Origin of the sequence: Pseudomonas poae, assembly GCF_001439785.1 — a bacterium.
GTDB classification, from domain to species: Bacteria; Pseudomonadota; Gammaproteobacteria; order Pseudomonadales; family Pseudomonadaceae; genus Aquipseudomonas; species Aquipseudomonas poae.
Genome location: NZ_JYLI01000007.1, coordinates 169,064 through 192,171 on the forward strand (window position 1 = coordinate 169,064; position 23,108 = coordinate 192,171).

Genomic DNA, 23,108 nt, shown 5'->3' on the forward strand with positions numbered 1-23,108 from the left:
ATCCAGGCGGCTTGGGCTTTATGATCGGTACAGTAACAGCTTGTTCCGGTTGGAAAAAGCCGGTTTAGATGATGGAGAACCAATGTGGGAGGGGGCTTGCTCCCGAGGGGTGTGTGTCAGTCAGTACATGAGCTGGCTGGCACACCGCCATCGGGAGCAAGCCACCTCCCACATTTATTTCGCTATTGTTGACGGTTCAGCGTGGTGCGGAAACCACCAGCATCTGCCCAGGCTTCAGCGCTTGACCCGTGCGTGGGTTCCAGCGCTTGAGATGTTGCATCTCGACATTGAAGCGCTTGGCGACGATATACAGCGAGTCGCCTTTCTTGACCTTGTACTGCACCGGCTTTTTGGCACTGGCCGCGGCGCGGCGGGTGTCCTGCATCACCAGGGTCTGGCCGACCTTGAGTGCCTGGCCATTGAGCTTGTTCCAGCGCTGCAGGTCATGCACGTCGACCTTGTTGGCCTTGGCGATCAGCGTCAGGTTGTCGCCACTGCGCACCTTGTAGTTGCGGGTGCGCCCGGCCACGCGCGCGGTTTCGACTTCGTCGAACACCTGCTTTTTCGGGCGCATGGCCAGCAGTTCTTCGGGCTTCATCGTCGACAGCGTGCTGGTCAGCAGCTGCGCCTTGGAGCAGGGTACGAGCAGATGCTGGGGGCCATCGAGGGTGGTGCGTTGCTTGAGGGCGGGGTTGAGTTGGAACAGTTCGTCTTCGTCGATTTCCGCCAGCGCGGCGACCCGTGACAGGTCCATGCTCTGCTTTACCTCAACCACTTGGAAGTACGGCGTGTTGGCAATTGGGCTCAGGTTGACGCCATAGGCTTCAGGCGCCAGCACCACCTGGGACAGCGCGAGAAACTTGGGCACATAGTCCTGGGTTTCCTGGGGCAGGGGCAGGTTCCAGTAGTCGGTGGGCAGGCCGAGCTTTTCGTTGCGCTCGATGGCGCGGCTCACCGTGCCTTCGCCGGCGTTGTAGGCCGCCAGGGCCAGCAGCCAGTCACCGTTGAACATGTCATGCAGGCGCGTCAGGTAATCCAGGGCGGCGGTGGTGGACGCGGTGATATCACGGCGGCCATCGTAGGCGCGGGTCTGTCGCAGGTTGAAGTAACGTCCAGTGGAGGGAATGAACTGCCACAGGCCGACCGCATCGCTGCGTGAGTAGGCCATCGGGTTGTAGGCGCTTTCAATCACTGGCAGTAGCGCCAGTTCCAGCGGCATGTTGCGTTCTTCAAGGCGTTCGACGATGTAGTGAATGTAGAGACTGCCGCGTTCGCCGGCGTTTTCCAGAAAGGATGGGTTGCTGGCGAACCAAAGGCGCTGTTGCTCGATGCGCGGGTTGACGCCCACGCCGTCCTGTAACTGAAAGCCCCGACGCATGCGTTCCCAGACATCCTGAGGCACTTCGGGGCTGGGCTTCTCTGAAAGCCAGATGGGTTTTTGCTTGATCTTGGCGGCAAGATTCGGTTTGGGTTGCACGGTGGTTTGTGCAGCATATTGTGTGGATTGGCAGCCCGCCAGCGTGGCGGACACAGCCACCGCCACGGCTTGAGCCAGGCGGGTCAATGCGTCTGAAGAGATGGATTTACGGATAGATGACGACATTGGCTGGAAGTAAGTTCCGGGCAAAAATGTCGGGCGATTCTAGAAAGCGCTTTGGTTCCGGTCAACCATTCAGAAATTACGTATCAGAATACGTGGGCTTAGAACGTATCTTTCCATGCCCTCAAGCTGGCAAACACCTCGGCCCCAGCCCGGTTGTCACGGCCATCCCGTTCGTCCGCTTTTTGTTTAACGGATGTTTCAGAGGTACGCAGAAAGGGGTTGGTGCGCTTTTCAAGGGCCAGGTTGGAGGGCAGCGTCATTTCGCCGCGAGCCCTTAATTGGCGGACGTTTTCCACCCGTTCGGCGATATCGGCATTGTGCGGTTCCACCGCCTGGGCGAATTTCAGGTTGCTTTGTGTGTATTCGTGGGTGCAATACACCTGCGTGTCGCCGGGCAGGGCGGCCAGGCGTTGCAGCGAGGCGTACATCTGCTGGGGCGTGCCTTCGAACAGGCGGCCGCAACCGGCGGCGAACAGGGTGTCGCCGCACAGCAGCACGCCCAGGTGATAAAACGCGATATGACCGAGGGTGTGGCCGGGGACGCTGTAGACGTCAAAGTCCCAGCCCAGCACGTTGATGCGATCGTTGTCGTGCAGGGCCACGTCCCGCGCCGGGATTTTCTCGCTGGCCGGGCCGTAGACCCTGGCGCCGGTCACGTCCTTGAGCTGCGCAACACCAGCCACATGGTCGTGGTGATGGTGGGTGACCAGGATGTCGCTGAGGGTCCACTCCGGGTTTTGCCCGAGCCAGGCCAGCACCGGCGCGGCGTCGCCGGGGTCGACTGCGGCGCAGCAGCGCGTGTGCGGGTCCTGTAACAACCAGATGTAGTTATCGGTGAAGGCGGGCAGGGCACTGATCTGTATCATTCTTCGATTCGCCAAGCTGAACACATTGGTGCATCTTAGAGCGTCCAGGCGAGTAGGAGAATGCAATGACTGATAAAGCGTTCGCCCAGGCCGATCCTGAATGGCTCGCCCTCATCGGCGCAGCCCGCGAATGGCTGTCCGGGCCCATCGGGCAATTTTTGCTGGAAGAAGAACGGCGCATGCTCGAAGACGAGCTGGGCCGGTTCTTTGGTGGCTACCTGGTGCATTACGGCCCGTCGGCGCAGACGCCGCCCGCCGCGCCGCAGGTGCAGCGCAATGTACGTCTGGGCGCGCCATTGCCCGGCGTGGAAATTGTGTGCGAGGAACAGGCCTGGCCGTTGAGCGAGCATGCCGCCGATGTGGTGGTGCTGCAGCACGGCCTGGATTTCTGCCTGTCGCCCCACGGCCTGTTGCGTGAAGCGGCGAGCAGCGTGCGCCCCGGCGGTCATTTGCTGATCATCGGCATCAACCCCTGGAGCACCTGGGGACTGCGCCATGTGTTTGCCCATGACGGTCTGCGTCAGGCACGTTGCATTGCGCCTTCCCGGGTGGGGGACTGGCTGAACCTGCTGGGCTTCGCGCTGGAGAAACGCCGCTTCGGATGCTATCGTCCGCCGCTCGCGTCGACCCGGTGGCAGGGCCGCCTCGCCGGTTGGGAACGCCGCGCGGGTACCTGGCAACTGGCGGGTGGCGGCTTCTATCTATTGGTGGCGCGCAAGATCGTGGTCGGCCTGCGACCGGTACGGCAGGCAGCACGCCAGCCCATGGCCAAGCTGGTGCCGATGCCGATGGCCAAGGTCAATCGCAGGCAAAGCGAACCGTAAACCCCTCTTTTTGATTCAAGACCGAGCAAACGATGACCGATACCGTAGAACTCTTCACCGATGGCGCCTGCAAGGGCAACCCGGGCCCTGGCGGCTGGGGCGCATTGCTGGTGTGCAAGGGCGTGGAGAAGGAGCTGTGGGGCGGCGAAGCCAACACCACCAACAACCGCATGGAACTGATGGGCGCGATTCGCGGCTTGGAGGAACTCAAGCGGCGCTGCGACGTGCTGCTGGTGACCGACTCGCAATACGTGATGAAGGGCATCAACGAGTGGATGGTCAACTGGAAGAAGCGCGGCTGGAAGACGGCGGCCAAAGAGCCGGTCAAGAACGCCGACCTCTGGCAACTGCTCGATGAACAATGCAATCGCCACAACATCACCTGGAAATGGGTGCGTGGGCATATCGGCCATCCAGGCAACGAACGCGCCGACCAACTGGCCAACCGTGGCGTGGATGAGGTGCGCGGCTACAAGCAGAGCTGAGGCCGGCCGCCGTGTTAACATCGCGCCCTTTACACCCTTCACCACACCGTTGAGAGCTGAACCCTGATGGCCATCCGATCTGTTGTACTCGATACCGAAACCACCGGCATGCCGGTGACCGACGGCCACCGGATCATCGAAATCGGCTGTGTTGAGCTGATGGGTCGTCGCCTCACCGGACGTCACTTCCACGTCTACCTGCAGCCGGACCGGGAAAGTGACGAAGGCGCGATTGGCGTACACGGCATCACCGATGAGTTCCTCAAGGGCAAGCCGCGTTTCGCCGAGGTGGCCGACGAGTTCTTCGAGTTCATCAATGGCGCGCAGTTGATCATCCACAACGCGGCGTTCGATATCGGCTTCATCAACAACGAATTCGCCCTGATGGGGCAGACGGACCGCGCTGATATTTCCCGGCACTGTTCGATCCTCGACACCCTGATGATGGCCCGTGAGCGGCACCCGGGCCAGCGCAACAGCCTCGATGCGTTGTGCAAGCGTTATGGTGTCGACAACTCCAACCGTGAACTGCACGGCGCCTTGCTCGACTCCGAGATTCTTGCCGACGTTTACCTGACCATGACCGGCGGGCAGACCAGCCTTTCCCTGGCCGGTAACGCGTCCGACGGCAGCGGTTCGGCGGAAGGCTCTGGCAACCGCCCTTCGGAAATCCGTCGCCTGCCGGCCGATCGCACACCTACGGCGATCATCCGCGCCAGTGAGCAGGATCTGGCCGAGCATGTGGCACGACTGGAAGCGATTGCCAAGGCGGCGGGTGCGCCGGCGCTGTGGACTCAACTGACTCAACAATGACGTGAACTGAAAGGCGATCCAACGTGTGGGGAGGGGACTTGCTCCCGATAGCGTCGGGTCAATTGATAGATGTTCGGCTGATACACTGCGATCGGGAGCAAGCCCCCTCCCAGCTGATTGTCTTGAACGGGGTGAATCTTCATTCGCCACATCCGCTTCCCGCTTCTAACCTTGTGGCAGGAAATGTTCTTTTTCGCCGCGCCCTTGCCGAACTCTGCGCGCTGCGAAGTGGGGGCGGTATCAATGGATGCCGATCTGCACGGGGTACAAAACGAGGATGACGGCAGGGGTCGTTGTTACACCGTCGATTGCGTCAAGGGTTGAGGAACGTTATGCAAGCTGTCATGAACCCGAAGTATCCAGGGCTCAGTGTGCGGGTCGCCGATGCAGGCTTTGATGCCTATGTGTGGGGCAACGATTTCAGCTTTGAAGTCAGTGCCTATGGCGTGCCGGAGATGGGCAAGCGCGTTGATCAATGGCAGGTGGAGCGCATCCTGCCGTACCGCAAATGTTATGGCATCGATCCCGAGGAGTTCGCCAGTTTTCGCGATGCGCCCGACAGTGCGATCTTCATGGCTTATCTGGATGATTGCCCGGTGGGACACGTCGTGGTCAGCACCAATTGGAACGGGTTTGCCCATGTCGATGAACTGGCGGTGATCCTGCCGGCGCGGCGTCACGGCGTGGCCAAGGCGTTGCTGGATGTGGCGCAGTTCTGGAGTCGCAAGAAAAACCTGCCGGGCATGATGCTCGAAACCCAGAACAACAACCTGGGTGCGTGCCGGTTGTATGAGCGTTGCGGCTATGTGATGGGCGGTATCGACCACCTGCGTTATCGCGGCATTGATCCGCAAACCCGCGAAGTGGCGATTTTCTGGTATCGGTTGTTCAAGTCCGAGGCGGTACTGAAAGCGCAGTCATGAATCGAACCGGGGCTGGGGCCTTGAGCGCATATTACGCGACAGGCGTTTGGGGCGAAGTGCCCGCCAGCAGGGCCTCGGCCTTGTGCGCGACGATTTCCAGCAGTGCGCTCAACGCCGGCATGGGTTCAGCGCTTTTCAGCACCAATGCATAAAGGACCACCGTGATAGGCGGCGACAGCGGGCAGGCATCGAGCCCGGCCTCCTGCGCGCCGGCTGCTGTAAACGGGTCGACTATCGCCAGGCCTTCTCCGGCCTCCACCATGCTGCGCATCATCTGGTAGGTCTGTACCCGCGTCTGCACCACCGGAAGCGGGCGCAGGGCTTGCAGTTTGGCGTCCAGCAGCCGGCTCAAGGGGTCATGCCCTTCAAACCCGATCAACGACTGCCCGGCCAGGTCTTGCAGCGCAATATACTTTTGCCGGGGCTTGAGCCAGCCACGGGGCGCGAGCAATTGCAGTTTGCCTTGGGCTACAGGGGTGCTCTGGATCTGCGGATGTTGCGGATCATGCAGACTCAGGCCCACCTGGGCTTCGTGAAGCAACAGGCTCCTGACGATCTCGCGCGTCGGTTGGCTCGACAGGCTGCACGGCGTGTCCTGAAAGCGGCGACGCAGTGCGGCAATGCTTTGCGGCAGCAGTTGATTGGCCAGGGGCGGGGTGCAGAGGGCGCGCAGCGTAGGCGCTTGATGGTGTTTCAAACGGCTGGCCAGGCGTTGCACCGGCTCCAGCGCCTCATAAAGTTGAGCGATGTGCGCCTGTAACTCGAGGGTTTCGCGCGTCGCTTGCAAGCGTCCGCGCACACTGGCAAACAGCATGAAGCCCAGTTGCTGCTCGGCATCCTTGAGCGAGACTTCCACATCGCCCACTGGCAGTTGCAACCACTCGGCGGCCGTGCCGAGGTGCCCGGTTTGCAAAATGGCCTGAATCACTTCGATATGACGTAAACGCATGGCCGGAGTCTATGTGCAGCGCCACGGGGATTCAATGGCGCAGGCCGTTGTGCGCAAAAAAGACAGTCGGTGTCGGCCATGCCTATGGCGCTGGGCCATGACCCCACTAGAATGACGCTGCTGATCATCAACGACCACTGCCGGCCCGCCGGTACTTACAACAAAAACAGGTCTGGTCTCAAATGCGCATGCCCTCGCTGTTTCGCGGGGTAACGGTCAAACAGCTCCTGGTCCTGGTGACCGTGGGGTGTGCGACTGCTTATCTCCTGCACAATCAAGACGAAATCATCCCGGAACATTCGGTACTGGAACGCTATATCCGTGCCCAGGAACAGGTGGACGAGCAGGTGGGCGCCATTCTGGGGATCAGGCTGGTCAGACAGGTCGAGGCCTATCCGGTGGCCGATTCGCCGGGTTATCTGCGCTCATTGTTTGCTGTCGAGGGAGAGCGTGGCAGCCTGATGGTGACGCTCAAGCAGATCAAGGGAGAGGAGGGTATAGAGCTGACGGAGATCCGTCGTCCCTGAGCGGCCCCGGCCCAGTCAATGCCATCAATGGCCAGGACTGAGCGGGTAGGTGAGGCGAGATCTTATGACGCGAGGGTGGTCTGCGATTCGCGGACAATAACCGTGCCCGATTGAATCAGTCTGAATTCATCGCCTTCCAGTTTCTCTACACGGTCGCCAATGGCCAGCTTGTAGGTAGTGGTGGGCGCCGAGCCAGCCAGGTCGCCTTGCGCCGGGTTGGATTCCTGGAACTCATGCACGGAATACACGCGACCTTCCGCGTCTCTGGCATGAAACTGTCCGACAAGTACTGCTGCCATCTGCTTAGAACCTCTGGAGATAAACACTCGATTTGCGGTGCTGTAGACCGTCATAAAGCCGGGTAGTTTACCTATGGAAAAAAAATACTATTCGCTGGCAAATTCAGACGCTTCCTACGCAGGGTGCTGCGATGCAAACCCGGCGTGAATCTCAAAAGCTTCTGGTGAACACGCCGCGAAGACTTTATAACTACAGGCTCCTTTAGTCAGACGTCGGGAAACCTCAATGAGCAAGGTCTACACGATTGCCGTCCTGGTTGGCAGCTTGAGAAAAGAATCGATCAACCGCAAAGTCGCGTTGGCACTGGCCGAACTGGCTCCTGCCAACCTCAAGTTGAACATTGTCGAAATTGGCGATCTGCCGCTCTACAACGAAGACATTGACGGTGCATCACCGCCGGCAGCCTACAGCACTTTCCGCAGTCAGGTGGGTTCATCCGACGCGGTGCTGTTCGTGACCCCGGAATACAACCGTTCGGTGCCGGCACCGTTGAAAAACGCGATTGACGTAGGGTCCCGCCCGTATGGCAAAAGCGCCTTCAGCGCCAAGCCCGGCGCGATCATCAGCGTGTCGCCCGGCGCAATCGGCGGTTTTGGCGCCAACCATCACCTGCGTCAGTCCCTGGTGTTTCTGGACGTGTGGTGCATGCAGCAGCCGGAAGCCTATCTTGGTGGGGCAGGGAATGTGTTTGATGAGTCGGGGAAGGTGTCGGAAAAAACCCGGCCGTTCCTGCAGGCATTTATCGATGCCTTTGGTCAGTGGGTAGAAAAACACAACGGTTGAGCGAACCCTGATAGCCAAGGGTGGGAGCAAGCCTTCTCCCACCCTGGACGCTGTACTCAGTTCAAATCAGCGCAGCAAATTGGTCCTGGCCAATTCAATCACCTCATCCCCACGGCCACTCATCACTGCCTTGAGCATGTACAGGCTGAACCCCTTGGCCTGTTCCAGCTTGATGGTCGGCGGCATCACCAATTCCTGAGTGGCGGTGACCACGTCCACCAGCACCGGGCCATCATGGGCTAGGGCGCGGCGCAGTGCCGGCTCCAGGTCTTCGGATTGCTCCACGCGAATTCCGAGGATGCCCATGGCGTTGGACATGGCAGCGAAGTCCGGATTCTTCAGCTCGGTGCCCGTGTCCAGATAGCCGGCCGCTTTCATCTCCATGGCGACAAAGCCCAGGGAGGCGTTATCGAACACGATGACTTTCACCGCCAGGTTCAGTTGCGCCAGCGAGATGAAATCCCCCATCAACATGGCGAAACCACCGTCGCCGGACATCGAAATCACCTGCCGGCCAGGGAACGCCGCCTGTGCACCAATCGCCTGGGGCATGGCGTTGGCCATGGAGCCGTGGTTGAACGAACCGATCAGGCGGCGTTTGCCGTTCATCTTCAGATAGCGCGCCGCCCACACGGTGGGCGAGCCGACGTCGGCGGTAAAGATCGCATCGTCGTCGGCCAGTTCGCTGAGCAGGCGCGCAACATATTGCGGGTGGATCGGCCGGTCGGCCTTTGACGGCTGCGCGAGGTCATCCAGGCCCAGGCGCGCTTTTTGGTAATGCTTCAGGGAGGTGTCGAGGAAGCTGCGATCAGATTTTCGCGTCAGGCGTGGCAGCAACGCGGCGATGGTTTCCCCGACATCGGCGGCGATGCCCAGGTCCAGCGTGGCACGACGGCCCAGAGCCTGCGGGTCGCGGTCGACCTGAATGATCTTCGCGTCGGTCGGGTAGAACTGGCGGTATGGAAAGTCGGTGCCGAGCATGATCAGCGTGTCGCAGTCGAGCATCGCGTGGTAGCCCGAGCTGAAACCAATCAGACCGGTCATGCCCACATCGAACGGGTTATCCCATTCCACATGCTCCTTGCCGCGCAGGGCATGCACCACCGGCGCGCCGAGCATGTCGGCCAGCGCCACCACCTGGTCATGGGCGCCGGCGCAGCCGCTGCCGCACAACAGAGTGACTTTCTGGCTGCTCTGCAGGATCTCGGTGAGGCGCTGCAGGTCCGGCTCGGCCGGCAAAGTGCGCGGCGCGTGCAGGGCCGGCCAGGGCTTGAGTTTGGCATCCACCTCCAACAGCGACACATCCCCCGGAATCACTACCACCGCCACGCCACGGTTGAGGATCGCCGAGCGCATGGCGCGGTGCAGCACCTGGGGCATCTGTTCGGGGTTGCTGACCAGCTCGATAAAATGGCTGCACTCCTTGAACAGCTCCTGGGGATGGGTTTCCTGAAAGTAGTTCAGGCCGATCTCCGACGACGGAATTTGCGCGGCAATCGCCAGCACCGGCACATGGTTGCGATGGCAGTCGAACAGGCCGTTGATCAAGTGCAGGTTACCCGGTCCGCAACTGCCGGCGCACACCGTCAGTTCACCCGTGGCGGCGGCTTCGGCACCGGCGGCGAACGCGGCGACTTCTTCGTGGCGCACATGCATCCACTCGATGCTGTCCATGGTGCGCAGGGCGTCGGTGAGGCCATTGAGGCTGTCGCCGGTCAGGCCCCAGATGCGCTTGATGCCCGCCTGTTCAAGGGTGGTCGCCAATTGCTGGGCCAGGTTGATTTTCGCCATGAAGAACTCCAATCGTCAGTGAGATGAAAAATGTCTGATCAATAGGGGACAGTTCGATCACGGCGAATGCTGCGTTTTTAACGTGAAGATTGCGTCATGGCTGCGCGGTATTGTCGAGCGCGTCGGGCGATAAACCATTGATCGCGCAGCAATGCCAGCCACGGTGCCGTCTTGGCATTGGGCAGGCGGCCAATGCTCAGGCGGCGCATCTGGTCGCGTACTACGGCGAGAGTGGCGAGGGCGGCCAGGGGCTTGCGTTTCCAGCTGATGGGCCGTAGCTGCGGATTGAGATCGCGGCCTTCGCGCCAGTGCTTGAGCAGCAGTGGCTCCAGGGTCAGGGCGGTTGCGATGCCAGCCATGGCGATACCGCTGTCAAGCACTTGCTGCACCACCGGCAGGCGGCGAATACCACCGGTGACCATCAGCGGCATCTTCGCGATGATCGCCAGCTCCTTGGCGAACTCAAGGAAGTACGCCTCACGCGCCAGGGTGCGCCCGTCGCGCGCCTCGCCTTGCATAGCCGGGGCTTCGTAGCTACCGCCGGACAACTCAAGCAAGTCGATGGGCAGTGGGTTGAGCATCTCTACCACCGCACGAGCATCGGCGTCATCAAACCCGCCACGCTGAAAGTCCGCCGAGTTGAGTTTGACCGCAACGCAGAATGACGGACTGACTGCCGCTCGCACCGCATGCACCACCTCCAGCAACAGACGCGCGCGGTTCTCTAGCGAGCCACCCCAGCGGTCGGTGCGGTGGTTGCTCAAGGGCGAGAGAAACTGGCTGATCAGATAACCGTGGGCGCCGTGGATCTGCACCCCGGTAAATCCGGCTTTTTCGGCCAGGCGTGCGCTGGTGGCGAAGCGCTTGATCACGTCCTGGATATCCTCTTCCGTCATCGCCCTGGGCTTGGCGAACAGCTTGGAAAAACTGCCCAGATCCAAAGCGATGGCGGACGGTGCCAGCGCCTGCTGCCCGAGGTTGGCCATGGTCTGCCGACCAGGGTGGCTGAGCTGTACCCAAAAATGGACGCCTTTGGCGCGGGCCACATCCGCCCATTCACGAAAGCTGTCCAAATGCTGTTCGTCTTCCAGGGCGACGCCGCCGGGGCCGGTCATGGCGTGACGGTCGATCATCACATTGCCGGTCAACAGGAGGCCGGGCTCGCCATCTGCCCAGGCTTTATACAACTGCTTCAACTGACGAGAAGGTGCTTGCTGGGCATCGGCCATGTTCTCTTCCATGGCCGCTTTGGCGATACGGTTAGCGATGACCTGGCCGTTAGGCAATTGCAAGGCTTCAAAAGGTGACATGGGTTGACTCCTGAGCGGGGGAGGCCTCAGGCTAAGCTTAAAGTTAACTTTAATGTCAAGCGGGCGTTCTGATGAATATTGGTGAGCTGGCAAAACAGAGCGGACTGGCGGCGTCACGTATCCGTTTTTACGAGGCTCAAGGTCTGATCAATCAGGTGGGGCGCCAAGCCAACGGGTACAGGCGCTATGGGCCGGATGCGCTGCAGACTTTGCAGTTGATTCAGAGTGCGCAGGAGGCCGGGTTTACCTTACAGGAGCTCAAGGCGTTGATGCCCGCACCGGGCGAGTACAAGCGAGAAGAGCTGATCGAGGGCTTGGAGCGCAAGGTCGCGCAGATCGAGGTGATGCAGGCGCAACTGGCGCATAGCAAAGCACAGTTGCTGGGTGTTATCGAGGCGGTGCGGGCGCAGCCAGAAGGCGTGCCGTGTTCGATGGGGCAGCAGCAGGTGCTGGCGTCGATCAAACAGTCCTGAGTATGTACAGTGCCAATGTGGGAGGGGCAGGCCCCCTCCCACATTTGGTCCTGCGGCTTTCCGTGAACTCAGCGCCGCCGAAACAGCGGCAGCGGCTCGTCAGTGGCAGCCTGATACGTCACCGAAAAGTCCTTCAGGCTTTCCAGTGCTTCGTACGGGTCTTTGTCAGCGCGCAGGGCGAAGGCATCGAAGCCGCAGCGGCGCAGGTAGAACAGTTGGTCGCGCAGGACGTCACCAATCGCGCGCAGCTCGCCCTTGTAACCGTAGCGGTCACGCAGCAGGCGTGCGTTGGAGTAGTTGCGCCCGTCGGTGAACGCCGGGAAGTTCAGGGCGATGACCTGGAAGTGTTCCACGTCGGCGCCGATCTCTTCGGCCTCTTCGTCGGCGTCCAGCCATACACCCAGGCCGCCGTCGCGGGCCTTGAGGGCGTGGCCGTGTTCGCGCCACAACGCCAACGGCACGATCAGGTCGTCGCAGTTGGAGATGCCATCGAAGCTCGCGTCCTTGGGCAGCAGGTGCCAGGTTTCGTCGAGGATTTCGTTGTTCTTAATGATTCGCTGCATAGACGCGCTCCTTGAACAGGTCAATGCCGATGCGCTGGTAGGTGTCGATGAAACGCTCATCTTCGGTGCGTTGTTCGACGTACACGTCGATCAACTTGCCGATCACCTCGGGCATGGCTTCCTGGGCGAAGGACGGGCCGAGGATCTTGCCCAGGCTCGCATCGCGGCTGGCGCTGCCGCCCAGGGACACTTGGTAGAATTCTTCGCCTTTCTTGTCCACGCCCAGGATGCCGATGTGGCCGACGTGGTGGTGACCACAGGCGTTCATGCAACCGGAGATGTTCAGGTCCAGCTCGCCGATGTCGAACAGGTAGTCCAGGTCATCGAAACGGCGCTGGATCGATTCGGCAATCGGGATCGACTTGGCGTTGGCCAGGGAGCAGAAGTCGCCGCCCGGGCAGCAGATGATGTCGGTCAACAGGCCAATGTTCGGCGTGGCGAAACCGCCTTCGCGCAGCTCGCCCCACAGGGTGAACAACTGGCTCTGCTCGACGTCCGCGAGAATGATGTTCTGCTCGTGGGAGGTGCGCAGTTGGCCGAAGCTGTAGCGCTCGGCCAGGTCGGCGACGGCGTCCAGCTGCTTGTCGGTGATATCGCCCGGCGCAACGCCGGTGGGTTTGAGCGACAGGGTCACGGCCACGTAGCCCGGCTGTTTGTGCGCCAGGGTGTTACGGGTGCGCCAGCGGGCAAAGCCCGGGTGCTGCTGGTCGAGGGCTGCGAGCTCGGCGTCCTGATTGCTCAGGGCTTTGTAATCCGGATCGACGAAGTGTTTGGCCACGCGATGCACTTCGGCGTCGGTCAGAGTGGTCTGGCCGCCGCGCAGGTGTTCCATCTCGGCATCGACTTTCTGCGCGAACACCTCAGGAGTCAGCGCCTTGACCAGGATTTTGATCCGGGCCTTGTACTTGTTGTCACGACGGCCGTAGCGGTTGTACACGCGCAGGATGGCGTCAAGGTAGCTGAGCAGGTCCTGCCACGGCAGGAACTCATTGATGAAGGCGCCGACCACCGGGGTACGGCCCAGGCCGCCGCCCACCAGTACGCGGAAACCCAGTTCGCCTGCAGCGTTGTGCACCGGTTCGAGGCCGATATCGTGCACTTCGATGGCGGCGCGGTCCGAGGTCGAGCCGTTGATGGCGATCTTGAACTTGCGTGGCAGGTAGGCGAATTCGGGGTGGAAGGTGGTCCATTGACGCACGATCTCGCACCAGGGACGCGGATCGATCAACTCGTCGGCGGCCACGCCGGCAAACTGGTCGGTGGTGACGTTGCGCAGGCAGTTGCCGCTGGTCTGAATGGCGTGCATCTGCACGGTGGCCAGTTCGGCGAGGATGTCCGGCACGTCTTCCAGCGCCGGCCAGTTGAACTGTACGTTCTGGCGCGTGCTGATGTGGGCGTAGCCCTTGTCGAAGTCACGGGCAATCCTGGCCATCATGCGCGTCTGGCGCGAGGTCAGTTGGCCGTAGGGCACGGCCACCCGCAGCATGGGCGCAAAGCGCTGAACATAAAGGCCATTTTGCAGGCGCAGAGGGCGGAACTCTTCTTCGCTCAGTTCGCCTGCCAGATAGCGTCGGGTCTGATCACGGAACTGCTTGACGCGGTCCTCGATGATGCGCTGATCGTATTCGTCGTATACGTACATATAGGTCCTGTTCTCGGCAAATCTGCGCGCACGGCCGCGCACTCCCAACGGAGCCGGCGCACGATAACAGGTTGCGTTTATGCGCAAAAGTGATGTTTGAGTATATGCAAATAACCAAAACGACTAATAAGAATGGTTATCGCCATAGCCACATTTGTCATAGGGGCAAGCATGAACTTTACTGTGATCGAGTCTTGATGCAATCACCCATAAAACCGACAAGAGGCGATGCGATGAGCGATTCTACAAAAACCCGTAAACCCGGCATTACCGTGGATGCCTGGGCCATTCTGTTCCTGGTTGTGCTGGTGGCTGGCGCTGCTCTTTTCTGGGCGGGTCACCCCTGACCGGATTTTCAAAGGCGTCTCGATTGCCTGTCGCATTGCCACTATGATGGCGGTCAATATTCAAGGCTCGGACAACCATGTTGAAGGTTCTGATTGCGTGTGTGTGGCTGCTCGGATCGACGTGCGCGGCAATGGCCCATGCGTCGTCGGTGGTGTTTCTCAACCCGGGCATGTCGACGGAAACCTTTTGGGTCAATTACGCGCAATTCATGCAGGCTGCCGCCACTGACCTCGGTCTGGATTTGCGCGTGCGCTATTCCGAGCGTGTTTCCGACACGACGTTGGCCCAGGCCCGAGAGGCGCTGCAGGGCAGTGCGCGGCCGGATTACCTGGTATTGGTGAATGAGCAGTACGTCGCCCCGCAGATCCTGCGCCTGGCCGAGGGCAGCGGGGTCAAGTTGTTGATCGTGAACAACGCGCTCACGGCCGATCAGGCTCAGATGCTGGGCACACACCAGCATCCTGACTGGATCGCCAGCCTGGTGGCTGATGACGAGCAGGCCGGCTACCTGATGCTCATCGACCTGCTGCACCAGTACGGCCCGGTTGCGCCTGGGGCGTCCATTGATCTGCTGGCATTCTCCGGCACCAAGACCACCCCGGCTGCTCAGTTGCGTGAGCGTGGCTTGCACCGGGCGCTGGCCGAGCATCCCGAAGTGCGTCTGCGCCAGTTGGTCTATGGCGAATGGAACCGCCAACGCGCCTTTGAGCAGGCCACGCAGTTGTTCAAGCGCAACCCGCAGACCGCGCTGGTGTGGGCAGCCAACGATGAGATGGCGCTGGGCGCGATGCAGGCCGTGCAAGCGAGCGGGCGGACGCCGGGCAAGGATGTGTTGTTCAGCGCGGTTAACAGCTCACCGGAAATTCTGCAGGCGCGCCTGGACGGACGGCTGACCACCCTGGTGGCCGGACATTTCACGCTGGGAGGCTGGGCGATGGTGTTGATCAATGACGACGCCAAGGGCGTGGACCTCGACGCCCACGGCGGCCGCGATCGCCAGGCAGCCTTGTTTCAACTGATCGATGCCAACCAGGCCCGGCATTTGCTGGGGCCGCCGACGGCGGTGGATTTTCGCGCATTGTCGGCGGTGGGCAAGCCCGCGTCCTATCGTTATCCGTTCAGCCTGCAACTGCTGCTGCGTTAAACGTCGCCCCGACCCTTCTATCTAGTTGTCGTAACCCAGATTCGGCGCCAGCCAGCGCTCGGTCACGGCCAGGTCCTGGCCCTTTCGCGCGGTGTAGCTGTTCACTTGATCCTTGTCGACCTTGCCCACGGCAAAGTACTGCGCCTGCGGGTGCGCGAAATACCAGCCGCTGACCGCCGCCGCCGGGAACATCGCATAGTGCTCGGTGAGGAACACGCCGCTGCGCCCGGCATGCATTTCACGGGCCTCGGGATCCAGCAGCTGGAACAACTGGGCTTTCTCGGTGTGATCCGGGCACGCCGGGTAGCCGGGGGCAGGGCGGATGCCGCTGTATTGCTCCTTGATCAACGCCTCGTTGTCCAGTTGCTCGTCCCTGGCATAACCCCAGTGTTCCTTGCGCACCTGCTGGTGCAGCCACTCGGCGCAGGCTTCGGCCAGGCGGTCGGCCAAGGCTTTGACCATGATTGAGTTGTAGTCGTCGCCCGCGTCCTGATACGCCTTGGCCACTTCCTCGGCGCCGATGCCGGCGGTGGTGATGAAACCGCCGATATAGTCGGTCACGCCGCTGGACTTGGGCGCGACGAAGTCGGCCAGGGAGAAGTTCGGCTTGCCGTCGGTCTTGATGATCTGCTGGCGCAGGTGATGCAGCCGCGCAATCGGCTGACCGTCGTCGCCATAGACTTCCAAATCGTCGTCCTGCACCTGGTTGGTCGGCCAGAAACCGAACACCGCGCGGGCGCTGATGAGTTTTTCGTCGATCAGCTTTTTCAGCATTTCCTGGGCATCGGCGTACAGCGCGGTCGCGGCTTCGCCGACCACCTCGTCTTCGAGGATGCGCGGGAACTTGCCGGCCAGATCCCAGGAGATAAAGAACGGCGTCCAGTCGATATAGTCAGCCAGAACCTTGAGGTCGATATTGTCCAGCACCCTGGCGCCAGTAAACGTCGGCACCACCGGGGTGTAGCTGCCCCAGTCGAACTGCGGCTTCTTGGCGATCGCCGCCGGGTAGCTCAGGCGCTCGGTGCGGGCGCTGCGGTTGGAGGTGCGCTCGCGCACATCAATGTATTCCAGGCGGGTTTTCTCGACGAAACCGGCCTTCAGCTCTTTGGACAGCAGCTGCGTGGCCACACCCACCGCACGGGAAGCGTCGGTGACGTAGATCACCGCGTCATTGCTGTATTTGGGCTCGATCTTTACCGCCGTGTGCGCCTTGGAGGTGGTCGCGCCGCCGATCATCAACGGCAGGTGGAAGTCCTGGCGCTGCATCTCGCGGGCCACGTGCACCATCTCGTCCAGGGAAGGCGTGATCAGGCCGGACAGGCCGATGATGTCGCACTTCTGCTCTTTGGCTACCTGCAGGATCTTCTCGGCGGGCACCATCACGCCCAAATCGACAATGTCATAGCCATTGCAACCGAGCACCACGCCAACGATGTTCTTGCCGATGTCATGCACATCGCCCTTCACCGTGGCCATCAGGATCTTGCCCTTGGCTTCTGGCTTGTCGCCTTTTTCCAGCTCGATGAACGGAATCAGGTGGGCGACCGCCTGCTTCATCACTCGCGCGGATTTAACCACCTGGGGCAGGAACATCTTGCCGGCGCCAAACAGGTCGCCAACGATGTTCATGCCCGACATCAGCGGGCCTTCGATCACCTCGATCGGGCGCGCGAACGACTGGCGCGATTCTTCGGTGTCTTCAACGATGTGCGTAGTGATGCCCTTGACCAACGCGTGTTCCAGGCGCTTGTTCACCGGCCAGCCGCGCCATTCTTCGGTCTCTGCTTCCTTGACGCTGCCGTCGCCCTTGTACTTGTCGGCGATGGCGAGCAGGGCGTCGGTGCCTTCCGGAGTGCGGTTGAGCACCACGTCTTCCACCGCATCGCGCAGCTCGGCGGGAATCTGATCGTAGATCTCCAGTTGGCCGGCGTTGACGATGCCCATGCTCAGGCCGTTGCGGATCGCATACAACAGGAACACCGAGTGGATCGCTTCGCGCACCGGGTTGTTGCCGCGGAACGAGAACGACACGTTGGACACGCCGCCTGAGGTCAGTGCATACGGCAGCTCGTCGCGGATGTAGGCGCAGGCGTTGATGAAGTCGACGGCGTAGTTGTTGTGCTCCTCGATACCGGTGGCGACCGCGAAGATGTTCGGGTCGAAGATGATGTCTTCCGGCGGGAAGCCGACTTCATTCACCAGAATGTCGTAGGAGCGTTTGCAGATTTCCTTCTTGCGCGCTTCGGTGTCGGCCTGGCCGGCTTCGTCGAACGCCATGACCACCACGGCTGCGCCATAGCGCTTGCACAGTTTGGCGTGATGAATGAACTGCTCCACGCCTTCCTTCATGCTGATGGAGTTGACGATGCCCTTGCCCTGGATGCACTTGAGGCCGGCTTCGATCACCTCCCACTTGGAGGAGTCGATCATGATCGGCACGCGGGAGATGTCCGGCTCGCCGGCAATCAGATTGAGGAAGGTCACCATGGCCTTCTTCGAATCGAGCATGCCCTCGTCCATGTTGATGTCGATCACCTGCGCGCCGGCTTCCACCTGCTGCAGGGCGACTTCCAGGGCTTCGGTGTAGTTGTCTTCACGGATCAACCGGGCAAAGCGCGCGGAACCGGTGATGTTGGTGCGCTCGCCGACGTTGACGAACAGCGAGCTGCGATCGATGGTGAACGGCTCCAGCCCCGACAGGCGGCAGGCCTTGGGAATGTCCGGGATCGCGCGCGGTGCATAACCGGCCACGGCATTGGCGATGGCTTCAATGTGGCCGGGGGTGGTGCCGCAGCAGCCGCCGACAATATTGAGGAAGCCACTTTGGGCGAACTCTTCGATGACCTTGGCGGTTTGCGATGGCAGTTCATCGTACTCGCCGAATTCGTTGGGCAGGCCGGCGTTGGGGTGCGCGGACACATGGGTGTTGGCCTTGTTCGACAGCTCTTCCAGGTACGGGCGCAGGTCGCTGGCGCCGAGGGCGCAGTTCAGGCCGACGGAAATCGGCTTGGCGTGGGCCACGGAGTTCCAGAACGCTTCGGTGGTCTGGCCCGACAGGGTGCGGCCGGAGGCGTCGGTAATAGTGCCGGAAATCATGATCGGCAGTTCGACGCCCAGCGCCTCGAACACACCCTGTACGGCGAAGATCGCCGCTTTGGCGTTGAGGGTGTCGAAGATGGTCTCGATCAGGATCAGATCGGCGCCGCCTTCGATCAGGCCCTTGGTGGCCTCGGTGTAGTTGTCCACCAGTTCATCGAAGGTCACGTTGCGGTAGCCGGGGTTGTTCACGTCCGGTGACAGCGAGCAGGTGCGGCTGGTAGGGCCAAGCACCCCGGCGACGAAGCGCGGCTTGGCCGGGTTTTCGAGGGTCTTGGCGTCGGCCACCTGGCGCGCCAGACGGGCGCCTTCCACGTTCAATTCATAGGCCAGCTCTTCCATGCCGTAGTCGGCCATGGAGATGCGCGTGGCGTTGAAGGTGTTGGTTTCCAGAATGTCGGCACCGGCGTCCAGATAGGCCTTCTCGATACCGCCGATCACGTCCGGACGGGTGATCACCAGCAAGTCGTTGTTGCCCTTGACGTCGCTCGGCCAGTCGGCGAAGCGCTTGCCGCGATAATCCTGCTCTTCGAGCTTGTAGCTCTGGATCATCGTGCCCATGCCGCCATCGAGGATCAGGATACGGTCCTTGAGGGCTTGGTGAAGGGCTTGCAGGCGAGCGCTACGATCGGACATGGGACTACTCTGGGTCAGGCATTACGAAGGGCGTGAATCATAGCAAACCTGTGCCGATTTTGAGCGTGTGCGGTTTTTCATGAATATCGTTCATGTTGGTGTCGCTACTGGCCCGGTAGAATCGCCGCACTTTACATCGCACGCATTGAATCGGGACCGGATACATGTCACTTCGTCTTATCGTCAGCGCCGCCCTGGCCTTGATCGCCGGCAGCGCTTACGCAGAAGGTCCCGCCCCGGCGATCTCCTATACCCGCGACATTCAACCGATCTTTACCGAGAAGTGCGTGGCCTGCCATGCCTGCTACGACTCTGCGTGCCAGCTCAACCTGGGCAGCGCCGAGGGCGCAGCGCGGGGCGCGAGCAAAATGCCGGTGTATGACGGTGAGCGCAGCCAGGCGGCACCGAGCACGCGTTTGTTCTACGACGCGTTCGGCAAGCAGGCGTGGCAGCAAAAGGGCTTCTATTCGGTGCTGGACGCCCAGGGCAGCCAGGCCGCCCTGATGGCGCGCATGCTGGAGTTGGGGCACAACGCGCCGCTGCAAGCCAATGCCAAGCTGCCTGACGATATTGTGCTGGGCCTCAATCGCGCAAACATGTGCGCAACCCCTGCCGAATTCAATGGCTACGCGGGCGCCCATCCCAGGGAAGGCATGCCGCTGGCGGTAACCGGCCTGACCGACCAGCAATACCAGACCCTGCAGCGCTGGCTGGCGTCCGGTGCACCGATCGACGAGCAAGGCCTGGCGCCGAGTGCCAGGGAGGCGCTGCAGGTGCAACAGTGGGAGAACCTGTTCAACCAGCCCGGCGCCCGCGAGAGCCTGGTGGCCCGTTGGCTGTTCGAGCATCTGTATCTGGCGCATATCCACTTCGAGAACGGCGAGCCGGGGCATTTCTTCCAGTGGGTGCGCTCGCGCACCCCGAGTGGGCAGCCCATCGACCTGATCGCTACGCGTCGCCCTAACGATGACCCGGGCACCCAGGTGTACTACCGCCTGTGGCCGGTGCAGGGGGTGATCGTGCATAAAACCCACATCACTTACCCGTTCAGCGCCGCGAAGATGGCGCGCATCCGGCAGCTCTTCTACGCCGGTGACTGGCAGGTCAGCGCCTTGCCCGGCTACGGTCCTGGTCGTCGCGCCAACCCGTTCGAGACCTTCGAGGCCATCCCGGCCAAGGCGCGCTACCAGTTCATGCTCGATAACGCCGAGTATTTCGTGCGCACCTTCATTCGTGGGCCCGTATGCCGTGGACAGATCGCCACGGACGTGATTCGCGACAACTTCTGGACCCTGTTCCAGGACCCTGAGCACGACCTGTACATCACCGATGCGCGCTATCGCGGCCAGGCCACGCCGCTGCTCGCGATGCCCGGGCAGAACGATGAGGTGGGCAGCGTGCTGGGGCTGTGGCTGAGCTACCGCGACAAGCGCAATCAATACGAAGCGCTGCGTCGAGACAGCTACGCCGACCTGCCGCCGCCGGCGTGGTCAACGTTGTGGGCGGGTAATGACAATGCCTTGCTGAGCATCTTCCGCCACTTCGACAGCGCGTCCGTGACCAAAGGCCTGATCGGTGAAGTGCCGCAGACGATGTGGCTGTTCGATTACCCGCTGCTCGAGCGCACTTATTACCAGTTGGCGGTGAATTTCGACGTGTTTGGCAACGTCGCACATCAGGCCCAGACCCGACTGTATTTCGACTTGATCCGCAATGGCGCCGAGCAGAATTTTCTGCGCCTGATGCCGGCCGATAGCCGTGAGTCGTTCCTCGATGACTGGTACCAGAACAGCGGCAAGCTCAAGATGTGGCTGGATTACGAAGCCATTGATGACACCACGCCCAGCGGCCTGCATCTGGATGAAAAGCACCCCGAACGCGATTTTTCCCGGCAGTTGCTGACGCGTTATGCCGCGTTGAATGCAAGTCCAGATCCGATCAACCGCTGTTCGGGCGCCTATTGTTCGCGCGACGGCATCGGGCCTGAATTGCAGAATGCAGAACAGGCGCTGAGCCGCCTGACCTCGCGCCCGGCCGCCGGGCTCAAGGTCATTGAGCAGTTGCCCGAGGCGACGATGCTGCGTATCGAAACCGCCAGCGGCAAGCGCGAGGTCTACAGCCTCCTGCGCAATCGCGCCCACAGCAACGTCGCGTTTCTCTTGGGTGAGGCCTATCGCTATCAGCCGGGCCTGGACACCTTGACGGTCTACCCCGGCGTACTCAGCAGCTACCCCAACTTCATGTTCGCGCTCAAGGCGCAGGAAGTGCCCGAGTTCGTGGCCCAGATGGAGCAGGTCACGGATGCCGCGGGCTTTGAAAAAATTGTCGACCACTGGGGTATACGCCGCAGCCATCCGCTGTTCTGGCAGTACTTTCACGATTTGTCGCAGTACCTGCGGGAAACCACGCCGGTGGAAGAGGGCGTACTTGACATGAATCGCTATGAGAATCTGTGAACGCGTTGGTGGCCTCGCCACTATCCCGACAAAAACACTCGGACTTTGTACCTGCGTAATAATTTGGCGTAAACTCCCCCCAAGCCTGTGAGGAGTTTCCATGACTGCCATAACCATTACCGACGCCGCCCACGATTACCTGGCTGACCTGCTGTCCAAGCAGAACACCCCAGGTATCGGCATCCGCGTCTTTATCACCCAGCCCGGCACCCAGTACGCCGAGACTTGCATTGCCTACTGCAAGCCTGGCGAAGAGAAACCTGAAGACACCGCCCTGGGGCTCAAAAGCTTCACCGCGTACATCGACGCCTTCAGCGAAGCCTTTCTGGACGATGCCGTGGTCGACTATGCCACCGACCGCATGGGCGGCCAGTTGACCATCAAGGCGCCCAACGCCAAGGTGCCGAATGTCAACGCCGACAGCCCGGTCAACGAGCGCATCAACTATTACCTGCAAACCGAGATCAACCCGGGGCTGGCCAGCCACGGCGGTCAGGTCAGCCTGATCGATGTGGTTGACGACGGCATTGCCGTACTCAAGTTCGGCGGCGGTTGCCAAGGTTGCGGCCAGGCGGACGTGACGCTGCGCGAAGGCATCGAGCGCACCCTGCTCGAGCGCATTCCGGAGCTCAAGGGCGTTCGCGATGTGACCGACCACACGCAGAAAGAAAACGCCTACTACTGAGTAAGGCGTTCACTGCGAACAAAAAACGGCGCCCGTGAGCGCCGTTTTTTATGCTTTGAATTCATGCGTTTACATCATGTATCTAACAAATCAGATCATCTGTGTTCATTCAAGGGCGGTAGAGGTGAGCATGCCCGGCGCGATACAGCGATGAATCACCAAAGCTGTCACTGGCCAGCACTCGGCCCACCACAATCAACGCCGTACGCCGAAAGCCCTTGGCCGCGACTTTGCCGGCAATATCGCTGAGCGTGCCCACCACCCAATCCTGATCCGGCCACGTTGCACGGTGCACCACCGCAATCGGGCAGTCAGCGCCATAGTGCGGCAGCAGTTGGGCGACGATCTTTTCCAGGTGATTGACCCCAAGATGGATCGCCATTGTGGTGCCATGCCGCGCCAGGCTGTCGAAGTCCTCGCCGTCCGGCATGCGGGTCTTGTCGGCGTAGCGGGTCAGGATGACGCTCTGGGCGATGTCCGGCAGGGTCAGTTCGGTTTCCAGCAGCGCGGCGCAGGCGGCTACCGCCGTGACGCCCGGGATGATCTGGAAGGGAATGTTCAGCTCGCGCAAATGCCGGATCTGTTCGCCAATAGCCCCGTACAGGCTCGGATCGCCTGAGTGCACGCGGGCCACATCCTGGCCGCTGGCGTGGGCGACCTTGATCAACTCAATGATTTGTTCCAGGTGCAGCTCGGCGCTGTTGACCACCTGATGCGCCTGATGGCCTTCCAGCACCGCCGCTGGCACCAGCGAGCCGGCGTAGATGATCACCGGGCAACTGCGGATCAGCCGCTGGCCCTTGACGGTGATCAATTCCGGGTCGCCTGGGCCTGCGCCGATAAAGTAAACGGTCATGGGAGTTCCTGTGGGGGTAGGGCGAGCATGAAAAA

General features: G+C 61.2%; 20 protein-coding genes. 10 read left to right on the forward strand and 10 right to left on the reverse strand.

All coding sequences use genetic code 11. From position 1 onward, the window contains the following. Positions 1-196: 196 nt before the first annotated feature. Together TU75_RS10850 and gloB are read right to left on the reverse strand one after the other, a co-directional pair. Positions 197-1,603: a transglycosylase SLT domain-containing protein gene (locus TU75_RS10850; protein ID WP_003235515.1), complete on the reverse strand. Its 1,407-nt coding sequence runs from the start codon at positions 1,601-1,603 to the stop codon at positions 197-199. Positions 1,604-1,701: 98 nt separating this feature from the next. Beyond that, positions 1,702-2,469, reverse strand: coding sequence for a hydroxyacylglutathione hydrolase (gene gloB, locus TU75_RS10855; RefSeq protein WP_060548931.1), 768 nt, complete (start codon positions 2,467-2,469; stop codon positions 1,702-1,704). A gap of 65 nt (positions 2,470-2,534) precedes the next feature. Here gloB and TU75_RS10860 point away from each other — a divergent pair, with 65 nt between their 5' ends. From TU75_RS10860 to TU75_RS10875, 4 genes are all read left to right on the forward strand, one after another. Next, positions 2,535-3,293: a class I SAM-dependent methyltransferase gene (locus TU75_RS10860; RefSeq protein WP_003235519.1), complete on the forward strand. Its 759-nt coding sequence runs from the start codon at positions 2,535-2,537 to the stop codon at positions 3,291-3,293. A gap of 32 nt (positions 3,294-3,325) precedes the next feature. Next, positions 3,326-3,778, forward strand: coding sequence for a ribonuclease HI (gene rnhA / locus TU75_RS10865; protein ID WP_003207474.1), 453 nt, complete (start codon positions 3,326-3,328; stop codon positions 3,776-3,778). 72 nt (positions 3,779-3,850) lie between these two features. After that, the gene (dnaQ, locus tag TU75_RS10870) at positions 3,851-4,591 is read left to right on the forward strand and encodes a DNA polymerase III subunit epsilon (RefSeq protein ID WP_167325122.1); all 741 of its coding nucleotides are present in this window, start codon (positions 3,851-3,853) and stop codon (positions 4,589-4,591) included. A gap of 344 nt (positions 4,592-4,935) precedes the next feature. Continuing rightward, entirely contained in the window at positions 4,936-5,514 is a 579-nt protein-coding gene (locus TU75_RS10875) for a GNAT family N-acetyltransferase (protein WP_041931604.1), read from the forward strand. Positions 5,515-5,545: 31 nt separating this feature from the next. On the opposite strand, the gene TU75_RS10880 is transcribed toward TU75_RS10875, so the two are convergent. Further along, complete coding sequence (locus tag TU75_RS10880) at positions 5,546-6,463, reverse strand: LysR substrate-binding domain-containing protein (protein WP_060548932.1); 918 nt, start codon at positions 6,461-6,463, stop codon at positions 5,546-5,548. Positions 6,464-6,645: 182 nt separating this feature from the next. Between TU75_RS10880 and TU75_RS10885 the strand changes: the two genes are divergently transcribed. Beyond that, a complete protein-coding gene (locus tag TU75_RS10885) occupies positions 6,646-6,990 on the forward strand; it encodes a hypothetical protein (RefSeq protein ID WP_015371845.1) in 345 nt (114 codons plus the stop codon). Between the two features lie 62 nt (positions 6,991-7,052). Here the strand turns inward: TU75_RS10885 and TU75_RS10890 are convergent, their stop codons facing one another. After that, entirely contained in the window at positions 7,053-7,289 is a 237-nt protein-coding gene (locus TU75_RS10890; protein WP_032870946.1) for a hypothetical protein, read from the reverse strand. Between the two features lie 226 nt (positions 7,290-7,515). On the opposite strand from TU75_RS10890, the gene TU75_RS10895 reads away from it, so the two are divergent. Beyond that, complete coding sequence (locus TU75_RS10895; RefSeq protein ID WP_003235530.1) at positions 7,516-8,073, forward strand: NADPH-dependent FMN reductase; 558 nt, start codon at positions 7,516-7,518, stop codon at positions 8,071-8,073. A gap of 66 nt (positions 8,074-8,139) precedes the next feature. Here the strand turns inward: TU75_RS10895 and poxB are convergent, their stop codons facing one another. After that, a complete protein-coding gene (gene poxB, locus TU75_RS10900; RefSeq protein WP_060548933.1) occupies positions 8,140-9,864 on the reverse strand; it encodes a ubiquinone-dependent pyruvate dehydrogenase in 1,725 nt (574 codons plus the stop codon). A gap of 77 nt (positions 9,865-9,941) precedes the next feature. Beyond that, the gene (locus tag TU75_RS10905; RefSeq protein WP_003235534.1) at positions 9,942-11,174 is read right to left on the reverse strand and encodes an NADH:flavin oxidoreductase/NADH oxidase family protein; all 1,233 of its coding nucleotides are present in this window, start codon (positions 11,172-11,174) and stop codon (positions 9,942-9,944) included. Between the two features lie 71 nt (positions 11,175-11,245). Between TU75_RS10905 and TU75_RS10910 the strand changes: the two genes are divergently transcribed. Further along, positions 11,246-11,647: a MerR family transcriptional regulator gene (locus TU75_RS10910; RefSeq protein WP_003235537.1), complete on the forward strand. Its 402-nt coding sequence runs from the start codon at positions 11,246-11,248 to the stop codon at positions 11,645-11,647. 68 nt (positions 11,648-11,715) lie between these two features. Here TU75_RS10910 and TU75_RS10915 read toward each other — a convergent pair whose 3' ends face one another. Next, positions 11,716-12,210: a DUF934 domain-containing protein gene (locus tag TU75_RS10915; RefSeq protein ID WP_060548934.1), complete on the reverse strand. Its 495-nt coding sequence runs from the start codon at positions 12,208-12,210 to the stop codon at positions 11,716-11,718. After that, positions 12,194-13,852 (reverse strand): nitrite/sulfite reductase, encoded by a 1,659-nt coding sequence (locus TU75_RS10920; RefSeq protein ID WP_003235541.1) that lies wholly within the window; start codon positions 13,850-13,852, stop codon positions 12,194-12,196. The genes TU75_RS10915 and TU75_RS10920 overlap by 17 nt, the downstream gene beginning before the upstream one ends. Positions 13,853-14,276: 424 nt before the next feature. Between TU75_RS10920 and TU75_RS10925 the strand changes: the two genes are divergently transcribed. Next, positions 14,277-15,344 carry an ABC transporter substrate-binding protein gene (locus TU75_RS10925; protein WP_060548935.1) on the forward strand — a complete coding sequence of 356 codons (1,068 nt, stop codon included), beginning with the start codon at positions 14,277-14,279 and terminating at the stop codon, positions 15,342-15,344. A 21-nt stretch (positions 15,345-15,365) separates the two neighbouring features. Here TU75_RS10925 and metH read toward each other — a convergent pair whose 3' ends face one another. Continuing rightward, positions 15,366-19,076, reverse strand: a complete 3,711-nt coding sequence (metH, locus tag TU75_RS10930) for a methionine synthase (protein WP_003235544.1) — start codon at positions 19,074-19,076, stop codon at positions 15,366-15,368. Between the two features lie 164 nt (positions 19,077-19,240). Here metH and TU75_RS10935 point away from each other — a divergent pair, with 164 nt between their 5' ends. Both TU75_RS10935 and nfuA read left to right on the forward strand, forming a co-directional pair. After that, entirely contained in the window at positions 19,241-21,532 is a 2,292-nt protein-coding gene (locus TU75_RS10935; RefSeq protein WP_060548936.1) for a fatty acid cis/trans isomerase, read from the forward strand. A 100-nt stretch (positions 21,533-21,632) separates the two neighbouring features. Beyond that, a complete protein-coding gene (nfuA, locus tag TU75_RS10940) occupies positions 21,633-22,217 on the forward strand; it encodes a Fe-S biogenesis protein NfuA (RefSeq protein WP_003190728.1) in 585 nt (194 codons plus the stop codon). A 109-nt stretch (positions 22,218-22,326) separates the two neighbouring features. Here nfuA and cobM read toward each other — a convergent pair whose 3' ends face one another. Next, positions 22,327-23,073, reverse strand: coding sequence for a precorrin-4 C(11)-methyltransferase (cobM, locus tag TU75_RS10945; protein WP_003235548.1), 747 nt, complete (start codon positions 23,071-23,073; stop codon positions 22,327-22,329). Positions 23,074-23,108 lie beyond the last annotated feature (35 nt).

Bases quoted from the DNA above. Each gene is read 5' to 3' on its own strand.
- TU75_RS10905 (WP_003235534.1), bottom strand. From the start codon at position 11,174: ATGTCACCTTTTGAAGCCTTGCAATTGCCTAACGGCCAGGTCATCGCT.
- TU75_RS10895 (WP_003235530.1), top strand. From the start codon at position 7,516: ATGAGCAAGGTCTACACGATTGCCGTCCTGGTTGGCAGCTTGAGAAAA.
- TU75_RS10910 (WP_003235537.1), top strand. From the start codon at position 11,246: ATGAATATTGGTGAGCTGGCAAAACAGAGCGGACTGGCGGCGTCACGT.
- TU75_RS10935 (WP_060548936.1), top strand. From the start codon at position 19,241: ATGTCACTTCGTCTTATCGTCAGCGCCGCCCTGGCCTTGATCGCCGGC.
- cobM (WP_003235548.1), bottom strand. From the start codon at position 23,073: ATGACCGTTTACTTTATCGGCGCAGGCCCAGGCGACCCGGAATTGATC.
- TU75_RS10885 (WP_015371845.1), top strand. From the start codon at position 6,646: ATGCGCATGCCCTCGCTGTTTCGCGGGGTAACGGTCAAACAGCTCCTG.
- TU75_RS10850 (WP_003235515.1), bottom strand. From the start codon at position 1,603: ATGTCGTCATCTATCCGTAAATCCATCTCTTCAGACGCATTGACCCGC.
- TU75_RS10890 (WP_032870946.1), bottom strand. From the start codon at position 7,289: ATGGCAGCAGTACTTGTCGGACAGTTTCATGCCAGAGACGCGGAAGGT.
- rnhA (WP_003207474.1), top strand. From the start codon at position 3,326: ATGACCGATACCGTAGAACTCTTCACCGATGGCGCCTGCAAGGGCAAC.
- poxB (WP_060548933.1), bottom strand. From the start codon at position 9,864: ATGGCGAAAATCAACCTGGCCCAGCAATTGGCGACCACCCTTGAACAG.
- nfuA (WP_003190728.1), top strand. From the start codon at position 21,633: ATGACTGCCATAACCATTACCGACGCCGCCCACGATTACCTGGCTGAC.
- TU75_RS10925 (WP_060548935.1), top strand. From the start codon at position 14,277: ATGTTGAAGGTTCTGATTGCGTGTGTGTGGCTGCTCGGATCGACGTGC.
- TU75_RS10915 (WP_060548934.1), bottom strand. From the start codon at position 12,210: ATGCAGCGAATCATTAAGAACAACGAAATCCTCGACGAAACCTGGCAC.
- gloB (WP_060548931.1), bottom strand. From the start codon at position 2,469: ATGATACAGATCAGTGCCCTGCCCGCCTTCACCGATAACTACATCTGG.
- metH (WP_003235544.1), bottom strand. From the start codon at position 19,076: ATGTCCGATCGTAGCGCTCGCCTGCAAGCCCTTCACCAAGCCCTCAAG.
- TU75_RS10880 (WP_060548932.1), bottom strand. From the start codon at position 6,463: ATGCGTTTACGTCATATCGAAGTGATTCAGGCCATTTTGCAAACCGGG.
- TU75_RS10875 (WP_041931604.1), top strand. From the start codon at position 4,936: ATGAACCCGAAGTATCCAGGGCTCAGTGTGCGGGTCGCCGATGCAGGC.
- TU75_RS10860 (WP_003235519.1), top strand. From the start codon at position 2,535: ATGACTGATAAAGCGTTCGCCCAGGCCGATCCTGAATGGCTCGCCCTC.
- TU75_RS10920 (WP_003235541.1), bottom strand. From the start codon at position 13,852: ATGTACGTATACGACGAATACGATCAGCGCATCATCGAGGACCGCGTC.